This window comes from Saccharopolyspora sp. NPDC000359 (assembly GCF_040300525.1).
GTDB lineage: Bacteria > Actinomycetota > Actinomycetes > Mycobacteriales > Pseudonocardiaceae > Saccharopolyspora.
The window spans coordinates 96,065-111,713 of the sequence record NZ_JBEPDU010000003.1 but is presented as its reverse complement, the minus strand read 5'-3'; the positions used below and the strand labels follow the sequence as shown (position 1 = coordinate 111,713).

At 72.1% G+C, this 15,649-nt stretch carries 13 protein-coding genes and 1 pseudogene; 4 read left to right on the top strand and 10 right to left on the bottom strand.

All coding sequences use genetic code 11. The features are described 5' to 3' along the window. Positions 1–225: 225 nt before the first annotated feature. From ABT324_RS03620 to ABT324_RS03610, 3 genes are all read right to left on the bottom strand, one after another. Positions 226–555, bottom strand: a complete 330-nt coding sequence (locus ABT324_RS03620; protein ID WP_351171002.1) for a hypothetical protein — start codon at positions 553–555, stop codon at positions 226–228. A 122-nt stretch (positions 556–677) separates the two neighbouring features. Next, positions 678–1,589, bottom strand: a complete 912-nt coding sequence (locus ABT324_RS03615) for a phosphotransferase enzyme family protein (protein WP_502949681.1) — start codon at positions 1,587–1,589, stop codon at positions 678–680. A gap of 38 nt (positions 1,590–1,627) precedes the next feature. Next, the gene (locus tag ABT324_RS03610) at positions 1,628–2,995 is read right to left on the bottom strand and encodes a helix-turn-helix domain-containing protein (RefSeq protein ID WP_502949680.1); all 1,368 of its coding nucleotides are present in this window, start codon (positions 2,993–2,995) and stop codon (positions 1,628–1,630) included. A gap of 222 nt (positions 2,996–3,217) precedes the next feature. Here ABT324_RS03610 and ABT324_RS03605 point away from each other — a divergent pair, with 222 nt between their 5' ends. Further along, complete coding sequence (locus ABT324_RS03605; protein ID WP_351170996.1) at positions 3,218–3,469, top strand: hypothetical protein; 252 nt, start codon at positions 3,218–3,220, stop codon at positions 3,467–3,469. A gap of 13 nt (positions 3,470–3,482) precedes the next feature. Then, positions 3,483–3,821: a hypothetical protein gene (locus ABT324_RS03600; RefSeq protein ID WP_351170993.1), complete on the top strand. Its 339-nt coding sequence runs from the start codon at positions 3,483–3,485 to the stop codon at positions 3,819–3,821. A gap of 328 nt (positions 3,822–4,149) precedes the next feature. Here the strand turns inward: ABT324_RS03600 and ABT324_RS03595 are convergent. The 5 genes and pseudogenes from ABT324_RS03595 to ABT324_RS03575 form a co-directional block, all read right to left on the bottom strand. Beyond that, positions 4,150–4,410, bottom strand: a pseudogene (locus ABT324_RS03595) (GtrA family protein); the annotation flags it as partial. A 101-nt stretch (positions 4,411–4,511) separates the two neighbouring features. Next, positions 4,512–4,805: a hypothetical protein gene (locus ABT324_RS03590; protein ID WP_351170991.1), complete on the bottom strand. Its 294-nt coding sequence runs from the start codon at positions 4,803–4,805 to the stop codon at positions 4,512–4,514. A gap of 21 nt (positions 4,806–4,826) precedes the next feature. Next, positions 4,827–5,924: a glycosyltransferase family 2 protein gene (locus ABT324_RS03585; protein WP_351170988.1), complete on the bottom strand. Its 1,098-nt coding sequence runs from the start codon at positions 5,922–5,924 to the stop codon at positions 4,827–4,829. Between the two features lie 14 nt (positions 5,925–5,938). Beyond that, positions 5,939–7,468 (bottom strand): ArnT family glycosyltransferase, encoded by a 1,530-nt coding sequence (locus ABT324_RS03580; protein WP_351170985.1) that lies wholly within the window; start codon positions 7,466–7,468, stop codon positions 5,939–5,941. 321 nt (positions 7,469–7,789) lie between these two features. Next, positions 7,790–11,224: an L-tyrosine/L-tryptophan isonitrile synthase family protein gene (locus ABT324_RS03575; protein ID WP_351170982.1), complete on the bottom strand. Its 3,435-nt coding sequence runs from the start codon at positions 11,222–11,224 to the stop codon at positions 7,790–7,792. Between the two features lie 429 nt (positions 11,225–11,653). On the opposite strand from ABT324_RS03575, the gene ABT324_RS03570 reads away from it, so the two are divergent. Beyond that, positions 11,654–12,343 carry a TetR/AcrR family transcriptional regulator gene (locus ABT324_RS03570; protein ID WP_502949679.1) on the top strand — a complete coding sequence of 230 codons (690 nt, stop codon included), beginning with the start codon at positions 11,654–11,656 and terminating at the stop codon, positions 12,341–12,343. Here ABT324_RS03570 and ABT324_RS03565 read toward each other — a convergent pair. After that, complete coding sequence (locus ABT324_RS03565) at positions 12,313–13,488, bottom strand: amino acid deaminase/aldolase (protein ID WP_351170979.1); 1,176 nt, start codon at positions 13,486–13,488, stop codon at positions 12,313–12,315. The genes ABT324_RS03570 and ABT324_RS03565 overlap by 31 nt on opposite strands. 83 nt (positions 13,489–13,571) lie before the next feature. Here ABT324_RS03565 and ABT324_RS03560 point away from each other — a divergent pair, with 83 nt between their 5' ends. After that, complete coding sequence (locus tag ABT324_RS03560; protein WP_351170976.1) at positions 13,572–14,930, top strand: D-arabinono-1,4-lactone oxidase; 1,359 nt, start codon at positions 13,572–13,574, stop codon at positions 14,928–14,930. 6 nt (positions 14,931–14,936) lie between these two features. Here the strand turns inward: ABT324_RS03560 and ABT324_RS03555 are convergent, their stop codons facing one another. Then, entirely contained in the window at positions 14,937–15,593 is a 657-nt protein-coding gene (locus ABT324_RS03555; protein ID WP_351170973.1) for an SDR family oxidoreductase, read from the bottom strand. Positions 15,594–15,649: the final 56 nt, after the last annotated feature.

The window sequence follows — 15,649 nt, the reverse complement described above, 5'->3', positions numbered from 1 at the left end:
GGCTGCGGTACTGCTCACCGCGCCCGAGCGCGTGGTGTTGCGCGCCAGTCGGAAGACTGGTCCGAACGGCGGAAGTGGCTCAGTGGAACGGAAAACGGGTCGTGACCGGGGACGACGCGGAGTTCAGCCGGACCGAACGCCGGTGCGCCGATCGGCGAAGTCGCAGGAAGGGAGGCTGGAACGCGCAGCGCGGCAGCGATGACGCGCTGGTCGCCGAGCGGTCATTCAGCGTCGGTGAGTTGCACCGACGTCGAGACCACCGGGTTCTTCGAGGCGGAGCAGCGCGGCCCGGCTGCGCCGCTCGAGTTCCCGCCGGCTGATCCAGCCCTTCGCGTAGTGCCGGTGCACCTGGGCGAGCAGCACCAGTTCGGCGAGGTGGTCGGCGTGCCGCCGCCGGAGGTCCGCTGGCAGCCGGGGCAGCGACGAGACCTGGGTGTCCACCACGTCGTCGAGCACCTGCGCGGCGCGCAACGCGCGCGCCCGGCGCCAGCGCGGGAACAGCTTTCCCAGCAAGAACTCCGCGACCATCATCGACAACCCATCCAGTTGCAACACCCTGACGGTTTAGTTCGCTCGTATGATTTACCCCTTCGGGTCAATGTCGTCACCATGAATGACCAAAAGAGCGCGGCAATTGGGTCAAGATCGCCCATTTGGGTGCATACCCGTCGTTGCGGTCAGCTGTACGGCGCCCACTGCGCGGCCAGGTCGCCGTCGCGCATCGTGCGCAACCGCCGGTGCAGCTGGTCGCGCAGCCCCGGATTGCTGCGCACGATCGGCAGCACCCCGGTAGTGATCTTCAGCTCGCGCAGCTCCCGCAGCACCGGGAAGCCGTCCCACTCCGTGACGTCGAAGCCGTACGCGGCGGCCAGCTCCTCGTACCAGGCCGACGGCTGGCCCATCCGCAGCCGGCCGACCGCCAGCGGCGTCAGGTCCCACTCCGGCGGGCCGACGCACAGCGAGTCCAGGTCGCACAGCAGCGGACCGTCCGGACCACCGATCACGTTGCCCAGGTGCGCGTCCGCGTGGATCACGCACTGCTGCAGCGGGAACCGCAGCTCGGCCAACCGCTCCTCGACGTGGTCGGCGCGCTGCTCCAGGAAGTACCGGTCCGCGGGGTCGATGTCGACCGCGTCGGTCAACCGGCGCCGGATGTCGGCCATCGGCTGCCAGTCCAGGAAGGTCGGCGACAGCGGCTTCGAGTGCATCAACCGCAGCAGCTCGCCGAGGTCCGCCCCGCTCGGCACCGGTCCCAGCTCCGGCACGTACCGCCAGAGCGTCGCCAAGTGCTCCCCCACCTGGACCGGCTGCTCGAAACCGGGCAGCAACCGCACCGCCGGGACCCCGTGCACGGCCAACCAGCGGGCGGCCTCGACGGCGTTGAAAGCTCGGTAACCGAACGACGGGGACAGCACCACGCGGACGATGACGGGATCGTCGCGGAGCAGGAACACCCCGTTGTTGATGAATCGGACCAGTCGCGCACCCCGCGGGTCCAACCCGACGGAGGCGCAGATCTCGGCCAGCGCCAAGCCCAGTTCAGGCGGGACTCGCTGACCCTGTTCCACCTGGTATGTCTGCATGTTCATGGTTCTCAAACCGACGCACCGGTCGCGACGCAGCAGCCTCACGACTGCCGGAACTGCCGGACCTCGTCGAACAGGTCGCGCGCGTCGGAGTTGGCCCGGTGCTTGGCCGCCTCCAGCTCCAACGGCTTGAGCCGGTCGGCGACCCGGGCGGACTTGACCCGCTCGCCGTGCTGCAGCGCGCGGCGGCCGACCTTGATGCCCTCTTGGACGTCACCGGCGCGGAAGTGGTTGGTGGCCTGCAGGCTGAGCCCGAAGACGTGGGTACGCTGCATGTCCGCGCCGTAGGCCTCGTTGCACTTGATGGTCTCGGCGACCGCGATCGAGGCGTGCTTCTTCGGGTCGAACACGGCCAGCGCGTCGTGCGCGGAGCCGATCATGCCGTGCAGGTCGTTCTCGTTGAAGAACCGGACCCAGTCCGGCGCCTCGCTGGCCTGCGCCCGGGCGAACTCGTCCTTGGTGCGGCCCACCATCTTCTGCACCTGGTCGGGCTTGTTCAGCATCCCGTACGCCCAGGCCTCGTTCGCGCACAGCACGGCCACGGTCAGCGCCGAACCGGACTCCTGCGCGGCGATCTGGCCCAGCTGGAACAGCTTCAACGCCTCGTTGGGCTCCTGGTGGTGCAGGTACACCCGGCCCATCCGGTACAGCACGCTGGCCAGCAGCCCGTGGTCATCGGCCTGCTTGGCGAACTCCAGCGCCTTGCCGAAGTGGCCGCGCGCCGGGTCCAGCAGGCCCACGTCGAACGACGTCCACCCGGCGAGGCTGTGCATGTCGGCCAGCGCCACGAACAGCTGCTTGCGCACCAGGTCGGTGGAGGTCGAGTCGAGCAGCTGCTGCGCCCAGGACAGCTGGGCCACCACGGCGTCGCGGCAGGTGCCGCCGCCGTAGCGGTAGTCGAGGTCGCGCAGGGCCTTGGTGGCCGCCTGGATCTGCTGCACGTCGGTCATGCCGATCCGGGCTGGCGCCGGTGTTTGCGCGTTCGCGGGCAGCCAACTGGTGGCCTCCCCGAACACGGCAGCGCCCATGGTCACCTGGGCGGCGTGGGACAAGAACTTCCGCCGCTTCACCGATTCGTCCTCCTCAGCTTCGAGGGCGTTGGTCGCGCTAGCGACCCGCATCGCGGTCGCCCCGTCGTAAGCGAGGCCCATGTAGCCCCGCGGGATGCCCAGCCCGTCGGCGATCCTGGCCAGCACGTCGTAAGCCATGACCTGCCGACCCTTGAGGATCTCGGACACCTCGGACTGCGACTGCCCCGTGGAGGCCGCGATCTGGCGCTGCGAGACGCCGCGTCGGCGCAGTTGCTTGTAGATCTCGCTGACGTCCCGCCGGGCCAGGGCATCCCGCATCTCCCGATCGTTCCAAACGTCGGGTGTAACGGGAGAGCCGCTAGAACCGATGATGTTCATTTAGACCCCCTGACGCTCTGCACGGGCGTTGGTCGCAGAGTAAGGGCACTGCGGCAACCCGGTGAAGTCCGTTTCGGTAGAGGTGATCGGTTGCGCTGAAGTTCGCCGACCGCTCGTCGTCGCCATCGGCCCGGTCACCGCCCGACGACTAGGCGAACGGTGCCGACTGGGACCAATCTAGTCATCAGCAAGCAACCGAGCACGGACGGGACGGTAAGCGAAGTGGACGAGCGGGCGAGCAGGACCGGGGTCGGCCGGATGGCCGAACCCACTGCTACACCTGCCGACCGTCGGCGGTGGTGGCAGGTCGACTGCCGCGACCTGTCGAACGCCCACCGGACCCTGGCCGTGCTGGTCGATCGGGATCAGGTCGAGCTCGTCGGACCGCCCGGCCACGCCGCAGTGCTCTCCCCGCTGGGCGTGCGCCAGTTGTCAACAGCGTTGCGGGATGCCGCGATGCAGGCGAGAAAGTGACGGTGACGTTTCAGTGGACGAGATCCTGGGCCAGGTGCTGCGCAGCGCGGTGCGCGAGCGGCTCGACATGTTGAGCGAGCTCGCGGACCGGGCGGACGCCACCTCCCTGCTCTCCGTGGCGCGTTCCGAACTCCCCCGGCTCACCGAGGGGTGGCGGACGCTGCTCACCGCGCACGAAGCCGACGACAAGGGCAACTGCCCGGAGTGCTCCAGCCGCTGGCGCCCGCAGAAAGCACCGTGCTCGGTGTGGCGCTCGGCGTACGAGCACCTGGTGGCTGGTGCCCTGGCTCCCCGTCCCGCACGGCACCAGCGCCCGGCGCACGCTCTGCGCCCGGTGGCGCCGGTGCCGTAAAGCTGGCGGCCTCGGTCCCGGACAGCAACACCTCCTCCCCGACCCCGGGCAAGACCGAGGAACCGCCAGGTGGCGGCCGATGGGCGACTGGTCGCGTTTCCCCGACCTCGACCACCGCGCATCGGCCGCCACCGAGAAGAACTCCACAGCTTCCGCGGGCTGGTGCTGACGCACTCCCCTCCCCCCGACCGGTGCCGGTCCGCGGAATCCAACTGCTCCGGAACCCGTTTCCCCGGACGGATCCGGAGCGAGGGTGGAAAGGCCCTGGCCGCTCGCTTCCCCGACCGAGCTGCCAGGGCTCTTTCCCGTTCCGGCGGAACACCCACCGGTCCAGCGCGACGTACCGCAGCACGGTGCCGAACCCGCTGGACACCGCCAGCGCCAGCAACTCCAGCGGCAGGTCCGCAGCCGGCACCGCCACGCGCACCAGGAACAGGCCCAGCGCGGTGGCCGAGTAGCTCACGCCGAACGCCAGCAACCCGCCGACCTGCGCTGCCGCAGCGGGTTTCGGGCGGTCGTGGAAGGTGAGGCGCCGGTTCAGTTCGGTGTTCGCCGTGGTCGCCAGGGCCAGCGCGACCAGGTTGGCCAGGCAGGGCCGGGCACCACGTCCGGGACAGCGCGAACAGCGCCGCGTGCAGCAGTGTCGAGAACCCGCCGACCAGCGCGAACGACACCAGCCGCCGCGCGCGGTCAGGACCGGGCGGAGTCCGGATCGAGCACCAGGCCATGCGCGGTCAGCTCCCAGTAGTGCCGTCGTCCCGGGCGCAGCAGCTGGGTCACCGCGCGGAGCGCGGCCACGCTCATCAGCGCCCAGTACAGCGGCATCGTCAGCATCGCGGGCACCGCGCGGTGCAGCCCGGGGCGCACCGCGCACGCGATGAGGAACAGGTAGATCGTGGTCAGGTTGCCGAGCAGCATCACCGCGACGCCCCCGTACAGCGTCGGTCCCGGGTACAGCACCTCGATCCGGCGTGGGCCGTCCACCAGGTACCAGCAGGACAGCGCTTAGAAGACCGGGTTGCACAGCACAGCCAGGGTGCTGACCGCGAAGGTCAGGTGGAAGCTGGCGAACCGGCGCCAGCCCAGCTCGGCCAGCAGCTGGCGCGGGTGCCGCATGTGCACCAGCCAGGTCTGCAGGTGCCCCTTGATCCACCGGCTGCGCTGCCGGATCCAGTTGCCGGTCCGGCTGTTGGCCTCCTCCAGGGTGACCGAGTCGAGCATCCGCACCTGCCAGCCGCGGCGGGCGATCCGGATGCCGAGGTCGGCGTCCTCGGTGACGTTGTGCGGGCCCCAGCCACCGAGTTCGCGCAGCGCGGCGGTGCGCAGGTGGTTCGACGTGCCGCCGAGCGGGATCGGCAGGTCGAGCCGGTCGAGGCCGAGCAGGGTGAGCCGGAAGTTCAGCGCGTACTCGCCGGCGAACATCCGGGTCAGCCAGTTCGTCCACGGGTTCCAGTAGGCGAGTTCGGCCTGCAGGCACACCACTTCCGGCGGGTGGTGGGCGAACGCGGCGGCGGCCGCGCGGAGCTGGTCGGGGTGTGGGCGGTCCTCGGCGTCGAAGATGACGCAGTGCTCGGCGGTGACCCGGGCGAGCCCGACGTTGCAGGCGTTCGGCTTGGTGCGCGGCCCGCCCTCCGGCACCACCACGACCTCGTACTGCGGGCCGAGCTCGTACTCGGCCAGCGCCGCCCGGGTGCTGTCGTCGTCCTCCTCGACCAGCAGCAGGACCTGCAGCTTGACGACCGGGTACCGCAGGGCGTCGAGGTGCGTGAGCAGGCTGGGCAGCACCGCTTCCTCGCGGTGCAGCGGCACGAGCACCGCGTAGCTGGGGAGTTCGGCGTCCGGGACCTGCGCGCCGACCGGCTCGACCGCCCGCGGGGCGATCAGGACCAGCAATGCCCGGTAGCCGATCACCAGCACGTAGGTGGTGGTCATCGCGATCACGCCGATCTGCGCCCAGGTCAGCGGCGAGATGCCGAAGCCGGTGGTGAACCACAGCAGGATCGAGGCGGTGATGCAGGCCGCCACCGCGGTGGCGAACCTGCGCTGACCGGTGCTGAGCAGCTCCCGGGCGCTCAGGTGCGCCGGCAGCGGGGCTATTTTCATTCCACTGTGGACACTCAAGAGCACCTCGCGCGCAGCCTGTAGACCTGGCGGTCGGCGTCGGCGTACACCAGCACGTAGGACTCGTTGAGCACCGGAGAGCCGTGCAACCGCTCCCACACCTGGTCCGGCACCCCGTTCTTGCGTCCCATGTGGACCCACCGGATGCCGCGTGCCGCCGGGTCGGCCAGCGCCGGTTCCCACTGCCGGTAGCTGTCCTCGTAGACGACCTTGCGCAGCGGGATGCCCGACTCGAAGTTGACCGTCTCGTTGTTCCAGGACTGCATCAGCACCCGTCCCCGGTCGTAGTGCTCGCGCAGCCAGGCCGCCCCCGCCGCGCTCGACCGCTCCACCGCGCTGGCCCGGAACGCCCGGGGCTCCTGCGCGGTCGCGATGCCACCCACCGCGACCAGCACCGAAGCGGCCGCGGCCAGCACCGGCACGACCCGGGTCAGCGCCTTCGGCCGCACCTGCGCGGCCAGGTACCCGACGAGCAGCGCGGCGGGCACGACCACGACGATCCCGAAACGCACGTTGTACAGGCCCCCGCTGATCTGCGGGACGTGCAGCGGGCGCTGGCCGGATTGCAGCGCGTAGACGTAGAAGACCGGCAGCACCAGCAGCAGGGCCGGGGCCAGCGCCTCCGCCCGCAGCCGCGTGCGCCGCACCAGCAGCACCAGCCCGCCGACCGCGGCGACCAGCACCACCGGGCCCAGCACCGCGAGCACCGCCCACAGGTAGCTCGCGCCCGCCACCGCCCAGCTCCCCACCGCCGGGTCGTCGGCGGCCACCCACAGCTCCGGCTTGGCGAACTCGCCGCGCAGGAAGTTCAGCGGATCGCCGAAGATGATGGCGTTCCAGCCGATCCAGCCCACCACACCGCTGGCGGCCAGCACGCCGAACAGCACCAGGTCGGCCCGCACCGCGTACCACCACTCCCCGCCCGCGGCGGCCCGTTGCCACGACCGCCAGCCGACCGCGGCGACCAGCGCGGGCAGCAGCACCCAGCCCTCGTAGCGGACCAGCGTGGTCAGCATCGTCGCGAGCGCGCAGAGCAGCAGGTAGCGGAGTTGGTCGGTCCGGCACCACGCGACGAAGCAGGCGGTGGTCGCCGCGATCCCGGCCAGCATCGGCACTTCCGTCATCGGCGTGCTCTGCAGGTAGAGCACGTTGGGGTTGGTGGCGAACACGACGGCGGCCACCACCCCGCCGGTGGTCCTGCCGGTGATCCCCCTCGTGGCCCGGTAGAGCCAGCCGGTCGCCGCGACGAAGCAGGCCATCGACAGGGCGCAGGCGCCGATCCCCGACCTCAGCAGCGGCTCGTACTCGACCAGCGGGGCGGCCAGCAGGTGCGGCAGCGGCAACCAAACCCCACCGAGCTGCGCGGCCCCCGGCGTCGACGCCCCGGAAACCCGGCCGCTGATCAACAGGTGCGACATGGCGTCGGCGTAGGCCAGCGTGCCCCCGGACAGCGCGGTGACCACACAAGCCGCGATCGACAGCAGCGCAGCACCGACCACCACCGCGACCAGTACGGGATCACACACCCGCGCACCACGACGAGACGACATCTCCACCCCCGGAACTCGTGAGCGGCGGTCGTCCGAACCCCAGCCCACGACCCCACGACCCCCGCTCGTGAGGACCACCGCCGCTGCTGAGCTCGCGCGATCACGCCCCCTGGAGGGGCGGAACGGCTTGGTGAGTTCCGAGTGCGACCCAGCACCCGTGCGGCCCGGCGCTTGCCCGGCTCGAGCGGCGTGCCCCCAGCTTCCAGTCCGCTCAGGCCGACCGCAAGGAGAACGCCCCGAGGGGATGCTGTCCCCGGGGCGCGCGTAATCCCCCGCCGGTTCCGACGTCCCAGCCGGTCACTTGCGGCGGAGGCGGGCCTTCGCGATGAACTGCTCGTCCAGCCGCAGCCCGGGGTGCGGGGCCGAACCCCGCGGGGCGGGGACGTGCGAGTGCTCCGCCGGGTGGGTGCGGTCGGCCGGGACCATCGCCCAGGGCTGCCGCGGCCCCAGCAGCGGGGAGTAGACCGGGACGAACCCCTGGTCCAGCAGGGAGATCGCGAAGTCCACCGCCACGTGGCCGCGCGGGTCCAGCACCCCGGTGCCCTGCCACGGCAGCAGCCCCGACCCGCCGAGGTAGGTGAAGCCCGGGCAACCCTTGCGCACCGCGCTCAACGTCAACCGGACCCGGTTCGGGATCATCCGCTCGTAGCCGAACTCCTCGTCCACCTGCATGGTCGCCATGTAGCGGATCACGGTGTGCCACGCCCGGCGCAGCACCGCGCAGCGCGCCTGGCGGACCTCGGCGGAAACGCCCTGGTCCACCAGATTGTAGACGTCGGCGTAGACCGCGGTGGACCACTCCATCCGGTCCACGCCGGTCGGCACCGACACCGGGACCGAGTACACCATCGACATCAGGATCTCCCGGAACAGCCCGATGACGTGCGGCGCGAACTCGTCGGCACCGGCCGTCCACCGGTGCACCCGTTCCAGGGTACGCAGCGGGTTGTCGGTGATGTCGAACTCGCGCAGCGATTCGCCGAGCAGCCGCCGGTACTTCGCGATCCGCTCCGCGCGCTGCGCGGGCAGCCCCGGGCCGAGCCGCTGCTCGGCGACCACGTCGACGTCCTCGACGAGGGTCCGGTCGCCGATCCCGGCCAGGTCCGCGTACTCGCGCAGCTTGCGCTGGTAGGCGTCGGTGATCGCGGCCGGGCGGCTCCGGAAGTGCCGCCCGTCGGTGAGGATGTTGAAGTGCAGGCCGGGCGCGTGCACCGCGCTGATCGCCTGCTGCATCTCGCGCAGCCGGGCCATCGCGCCGAACTCGGCCAGGTCGGGCAGCGGACCGCCCGCCTTGAGCCGGTTCAGGCACTGCTTGACCGGGAAGCCGAGCAGCACCACCTCGATCGGTTCGCCGCGCCGCACCAGCGGTTCGACGTCCGCGCGCAGGTCGGCGAGCTGGTAGTTGGACCGGGAGCCCTTGTAGAACTGCTTGCGGGTGAGCACGTGGTGCACCGCGGCGAGCACCTGCTCGCCGTCCGCCGGGCCCGGCCGGTCGAGGCCGAACTTCGCCGCCGCGCTGTCCCCGGTCCGCAACGCCGCGCGGTCGGCGTCGGCGAGCACCGAGTCCACGATGTCGCGGGTCTCCTGCGCGGTGAGGTGCACGGCCCAGCGCTGCGCCAGGCGGTTCTTGCGCAGCGCGCCGATCTGCAGCTCCTCCAGGGAGTGCGTGTTGGACAGGCGCGGTCCGATGCGCTCGTCGGGGCGCGGGCGGGTCTCGAAGGTGGCGACCACCTCGTCCCGGCCCGCCCGGCGCTCCGCGGCGAACCCGGGGACCTGCACCGCGATCGCGCGCGCACCGCCGAACTCCGCGCTGATCGCGACCCGCTCGGCCCGCTCGTCGTCGAAGACCGCGACCAGGTCCACCTCGCCCAGCTCGGCGGCCTGCAGCGGGCGACCGCCGTCCTCCGGGCGGCAGCACAGGACCGCCTCAGCGATCCCGGCCGCAGCCAGGACCTCCTCGGTCTGCTCGCGGTAGCGCTCCTTGCGCCGGGTGTAGAACACCACCTGGCCACCGGCGTCCTGCACGTCCCACACGAACCGGGCCAGGCCCGCGTTGGCGCTGTCGGTGCGCAGCCGCTCGCGCGGGCGCGCCAGGAACGCGCGGACGAAGTCGGCGCGCACCCCCGCCCAGTCCACCGCCGGGTAGCGCTCGCCCAGCCCGCTCCGCTCGACGAAGTCGTCCCAGGTCCCCGGCGCGCAGGTGGGCAGGACGGGGAGGGTTCCGGCGCTGGCGAGCTCGAGGATGCCCTCCGGGGCGCCGGGCCGCGGACCAGCGGTCGCGCGGGCGGCGTCGAGGACGCGCTGCAGCGGGACGAGCCCGCACAGGTCCACGTCGATGGCGACCGCCGGTTTCCCGAGGCCCGGGTTCCACCGGCGCTGCCGGGTGCGCCGCTGGACCTCGTCGAGCACCGACCGCAGCACCGCGTCCTGCTCCTCCGGCACGGTGTGCGCGTAGCACTGCAGCGGCTGCTCGCCGGAGAGCAGCTCCGCGGTACTCGGGTCGAGGTAGCGCAGCTCCTCGGCGATCACCCGGTCCACCGCGTGCCGGACCTGCCCGGTCCGGCGACCGCCGCCGAGCTCGGCGAACCCGGTGCTCAGCCGGTCCAGCGTGCCGACCAGCGCGCGGACCCCGGCGGCGACCTCGGCGCGGTTCGGGTCCCAGCAGACCCGCTCCTGGTCGGTGACCACGATTCGGCCGGTGGCCTGCAGCTCCGGGGAGAGCTCGATGGCCAGCCCGGTCTCGTCCAGCGCGAACAGCCCGATCCGGTGCACGTCGAGCGCCACCCGGAAGGTGCGCAGCAGCGGGCGGACGAAGTGCTCCAGGAAGTACTCGAGCTCGTCCTCTCGCCACTCGAAGCGGTTGTCCAGCACCACGCGGAGCAGCTCCGGGGTGCCGGCGGCGTCCGGCCGCAGCAGCGCGGAGACCGGGACCGCGATGGTGCCGCCGGGGTGGGAGGGGTGCGCGGGTGCCGGTTCGGCGATCCGGAGCAGCGCCGCCGCGCCGGTGCCGGTGTCGACCACGGCGCCGGGCACCGGGTGGGCGGCGCAGTGCATCCGCAGGTTGGGGTCGTCGGCGACCACCGCGAGGAACTGCTCCCAGCAGTGGAGTTGCTGTTGCGCGCGGTCCCGCGAGGCGACCGCGCGCAGCTGCACGGTGCGCTCCCGGTCGCTGACGCTGACCTGCCCGTCGGGCAGCTGCACGGCCAGGTCCGGGCCGGTCACCGCGGCCAGCAGGCTCGCGGTGTACTCGGGGTCGGCGCCCGGCAGCAGCTCGACCCGGTCCAGCGGAACCCTGGTGCAGCGCCCCGGAGCCGGTGCGGCCACCAGGGACCGGGTCAACCGCTGCAACCAGCTCGCGTCGTACACCTTCCGGGTGCGGCGCAGCCGGACCAGCGCCCGGTACAGGTCGGCCCAGTCCGGTTCCCCGCCCAGCGGCACCCCGCTGCCGATGCCGGTGAGCCGGAGTTCGCCGCGCGGGGCGCGCTCGACGCGCAGCCCGTAGCCGCCGTCGGCCAGCAGCTCGTTGGCCGCGGTGGTGGTCAGCGGGTGGCGGAGCGCCGGGGCCTGCTCCGCGGCGGTCGCGCGGGAGGGCTGCGGGTGGTGGACCGGCTCCGCGGCCAACCGGGCGGTCACGAGGTCGCGGTGCGCGTCGCGCACGGGACAGCGGTGCAGGCACGGGTACCCGCGGCAGGGATGGTGCAGGTCCTCGCGCGCCCCCAGGTCGGAGTCCACCGGGTAAGCACAGCACGTCGAACGACGGGAGGACGAGTGGCAGCCGCGCAGTAACCCACAATGACCTTTCTGTCACGGAGAATGACGACCCGATCACCCTAGATAGTGATGTCGCGCGCTGACAACATGACTCAATGCATATCCGATTCGTGTAACGCGCACGGATCCGCAGGTCAGCGGCACGGCCGTCACCCACCTGATGACCACGCACCCCCCTCCGGTCAAGCAGTTGCCCGAGGAATCACCCGTTCGATTGATACGGTCTTCGGCATGTCCGGAGCGCACGACACCCCGCGGGCCGGGAAACTTGGGGCACCACCGACGACCGGGGCCGTCCCCGGAGCGCATCGGTGAACCAGACCGCCGGGTCGGGCTCGGCACATCTCCCAGGGCCTCCCCCGAACGAGAAGCACGGTCGTGGTCGGCAAGATGGTCAGTGAAGATGATCAAGGAGTTGCCTTGCCAGCCGAAGTCGCCCCACTGCGCCGCAAGCCGGTCCAGCAGCGCAGTGCGCAACGCGTGGAGAAGATGCTCGCCGCCTGCGCCGAGCTGATCGACGAGGTGGGCTACGACGGGTTAACGACCACGCTGATCGCCGAACGGGCCGGGGTGGCCGTCGGCTCGCTCTACCAGTTCTTCCCGGACAAGCGGGCGGTCGTGCAGGAGCTGACGCTGCGCAACCTGGACCGCTTCGTGCGCGCCGTGTCCGCCCGCTTCGACCAGCTGGAGATGGTGCACTGGTGGGACGCCGTGGACGCGGTCTTCGACGTCTACCTGTCCATGCACCGCGAGGTTCCGGCCTTCAGCCGCCTGCACTTCGGCGACGTGGTCGACCTCCGGCTGCTGGACCCGGGCAAGGACAACAACGCGGTCATCGCGGAGAAGCTGATCGGGCTGCTCGCCGAGGAGTTCGGCCTCGACCCGCAGCGCCTGCTGCTCCCGCTCGCGGTCGCGGTCGAGGCCGCGGACGCGGTGCTGCACATGGCCTTCCGCCGCGACCCGGCGGGCGACCCGACGCTGGTGGCGGAGGCCAAGGAGATGGTCCGCGGCTACCTCTCCAACCGGATCCCGGAGGGGCAGCAACCGGATCAGCCGAAGGACCTGCCCTCGCCGCGGTAGGTGGGCACCGAGGTCAACCGCGCGCCGTCGACCAGGTGGTAGTGGGTGAAGCGCTCGGCGAGCTCACCGGCCTTGGCGTGCCGGAACCACACCCGGTCGCCGAGCCGGAGCTGGTCGGCGGCTGCCCCGACGACCGGTGTCTGCACCTCCCCGGCGCCTTCGGTCGCGGTCAGCCGCAGGCCGCGGGGCAGGCTCGGCACCGGCACCCGGTCCGCACCCGGCGGACCGGAGGCCAGGTACCCGCCGCCGAACAGGGTCGCGATGCGCGGCGCGGGCCGGTGCACCACCGGCAGCGCGAACCGCACCGCGGGCCGGGGCTGGAAGGCGCGGTAGGAGTCGAACAGCGACGGGCCGATCAGCCCGGAACCAGCGGCGAGCTCGGTGACCACGGGCTCGGCGGCGGTGCGCTCGAGGCTCCCGGTCCCGCCGCCGTTGACGAACTCCAGCGAGGTCATCGCGCGCACCGCCCGCACCACCGCGGCGCGCCGCTCGACCAGCTCGGCGGCGGACCGGCGCTGGAGCCACCGCACGGCGGCCCCGCGCAGCGGACGGCCGACCGGCGCATCCCCGATCCCGGCGATCTGGCCCTCGTAGGCCATCAGGCCGACGAGCTGGAACCCCTTGCGGCGCAGGATGGTCGCGGCCGAGCGGCGGGCCTGGTCGGCGGTGTGCACCGGGGAGCGGCGGGTGCCGATGTGCAGGCCGGGCAGCGGTCGCCAGGAGGCGTCGACCTCCAGGCAGAGCCGGATGTCCGGGCGGGTCGGGCCGACCGCGGCATCGACGAGGTCCAGGTGCTCGGGCGAGTCCACCACGAGCGCGATGGCCGCGGCCGCGGCCGGATCGGCGGCGAGCTCGCGCAGCGCGCCCCGGTCGACGGTCGGGTAGGCGACCAGGATGTCGTCGCTGATCCCCTCCCGGTGCAGCCACAGGGCTTCGGCCAGGCTGTAGCACATCAGCCCGGCGAAGCCGGGCGTGCGCAGCGCGCGGCTGAGCAGCTCGCGGCAGCGCACCGACTTGGTGGCCACCCGGATCGGCCGACCGGCAGCGCGCCGCACCAGGTCGGCGGCGTTGTGGTCGAACGCGTCGAGGTCGACCACCGCGAACGGCGGATCGAGCTCGCTGGTGATCTCGTCCAATCGGGGCACGCCGACAACCGTAAGCGGAAAGGTCTTGTTATGTGAATCTCATTCACATAATTTCTCGGCGCAAGCACCCGAAGGAGGTGGGCATGCAGCGTTGGACCAACTGGGCCCGAACCGCCACCGGCACGCCGAGCAGCGTCCTCGCACCGCGCGACACCGCCGAAGCGGCGGCCGCGATCCGCGAGGCGGCCGCGGCCGGTCGCACCGTCCGCCCACTGGGCACCGGGCACTCTTTCTCCAGCATCGGGTCCCCGGGCACCGGCTGCGCGCTCGACCTCTCGCACTGGACCGGCATCGTGCGCGCCGAACCCGACACCGGGCTGGTCACGGTCCGCGCCGGAACCCCGCTGCACCAGCTCAACGCCGAACTGGACGGGCTCGGCCTGGCGATGGCCAACCTCGGCGACATCGACCAGCAGACGATCTCCGGCGCCATCTCCACCGGCACCCACGGCACCGGCGCCGGGCTCGGCGGGCTGGCGACCCAGGTGGAGGCGCTGGACCTGCTGCTCGCCGACGGCAGCGAACGCCACTGCTCAGCCACCGAGCACCCCGAGCTGTTCGCCGCCGCGCGCGTCGGCCTCGGCGCGCTGGGCGTGATCACCTCGGTGACCCTGCGCTGCGTCCCCGCGTTCACGCTCGCCGCGGAGGAGCACCCGGCGCCGCTGGACGAGGTGCTGGAGCGCTTCGACCAGCTGGCCGCCGACCACGACCACGTCGAGTTCTACTGGTTTCCGCACAGCTCGAACACGCTGGTCAAGCGCAACGACCGGCACGACGGACCGCCGCGCCCGCTGCACCCGGTCCGGCACTTCCTGGAGTACGAGGTGCTGGAGAACCGGCTGTTCGGCGCGGTCTGCAAACTCGGCCGCGCGGTGCCCGCGCTGGTGCGGCCGCTCAACCGGATCTGCGCCGCGACCTGGTCCGCCCGCTCCTACAGCGACGCCTCGCACCGGGTCTTCACCACCCCGCGCACCGTCCGGTTCGTGGAGTCCGAGTACGCCATCCCGCAGGAGTCTCTGCGCGATGTGCTGCGGGAACTGCGGACGGTGGCGCGCGACCTGGCCGACCCGGTGGTGTTCCCGGTCGAGGTGCGCGTGGCGGCGGCCGACGACATCTGGCTGTCCACCGCCTACCAGCGCCCCACCGCCTACATCGCGATCCACCAGTTCCAGGGCATGCCGCACCGCCGGTGGTTCGACGCCTTCGAGGACATCGCGGGCGCGGTGGGCGGCCGACCGCACTGGGGCAAGGTGCACCGGCTCGACGCCGCCGCGCTGCGCGAGCGCTACCCGCGCTTCGACGACTTCCGCCGCCTCCGCGCCGAGCTGGACCCCGACGGCGTCTTCCGCAACACCTACCTGGACCACGTCCTCGGCCCTGTGGACAACTCGCCGACTTGTCCACAGGCGGAGGGTGGGAACCGGGTGTCCGGTCCCCGGTGAGCCGCCTCAGCGCAGGGCCTGGCGGAGGGCGTCGGCGATCGGAGTCGGACCGTTGACCAACGCCAGCTCCCGCCGGATCGAGGCGGGCTCGTCCAGCAGCGCGACGAGCACCGCGGCGACGTCGGCCCGGGTCACCTCGGCGCGGTCGACCTCCGCCGCCAGCGTCACCCGACCGGTCGGCGGATCGTCGGTGAGCACGCCCGGCCGCAGGATCGTCCAGTCCAGCGGACGCGCCCGCAGGTCCGCCTCGGCGGCCCGCTTGGCGTCCAGGTACGCGCCGAAGACCGGGTCCACGTCGGACGGATTCGGCTTGGTCGTCCCCATCGCGCTGACCTGCAGGAACCGCTGGACTCCGGCCTCCTGGCAGGCGTCGGCCAGCAGCGCCGAAGCGGCGCGGTCCACGGTGTCCTTGCGCGCCGCACCACTGCCCGGACCGGCACCGGCGGCGAACACCGCGGCGTCCACACCGGACAGCGATCCGGCCAGGTCGACCGCGTCGACCGCCTCCAGGTCGGCCACCAGCGGCTCCACCCCGTCGGCGCGCAGGTCCGCGGCGTGTTCCGGGTTGCGGACCAACCCGAGCACCGAGTCGCCGCGTTCGACCAAGCCCCGCCCGAGGTGCCGCGCGATCTTCCCGTGGGCCCCGGCAATCACGATTCGCATGCCGTCCAACGTAGGCCACCGGGCGCTTCTGCACCGATCAACCACAGCCTGTGGAC

What these genes read in the sequence shown, in the direction of transcription:
- ABT324_RS03615 (WP_502949681.1), bottom strand. Translation starts at nt 1,589, where the DNA reads ATGAACATGCAGACATACCAGGTGGAACAGGGTCAGCGAGTCCCGCCT.
- ABT324_RS03610 (WP_502949680.1), bottom strand. Translation starts at nt 2,995, where the DNA reads ATGAACATCATCGGTTCTAGCGGCTCTCCCGTTACACCCGACGTTTGG.
- ABT324_RS03585 (WP_351170988.1), bottom strand. Translation starts at nt 5,924, where the DNA reads ATGAAAATAGCCCCGCTGCCGGCGCACCTGAGCGCCCGGGAGCTGCTC.
- ABT324_RS03570 (WP_502949679.1), top strand. Translation starts at nt 11,654, where the DNA reads ATGGTCAGTGAAGATGATCAAGGAGTTGCCTTGCCAGCCGAAGTCGCC.
- ABT324_RS03560 (WP_351170976.1), top strand. Translation starts at nt 13,572, where the DNA reads ATGCAGCGTTGGACCAACTGGGCCCGAACCGCCACCGGCACGCCGAGC.
- ABT324_RS03555 (WP_351170973.1), bottom strand. Translation starts at nt 15,593, where the DNA reads ATGCGAATCGTGATTGCCGGGGCCCACGGGAAGATCGCGCGGCACCTC.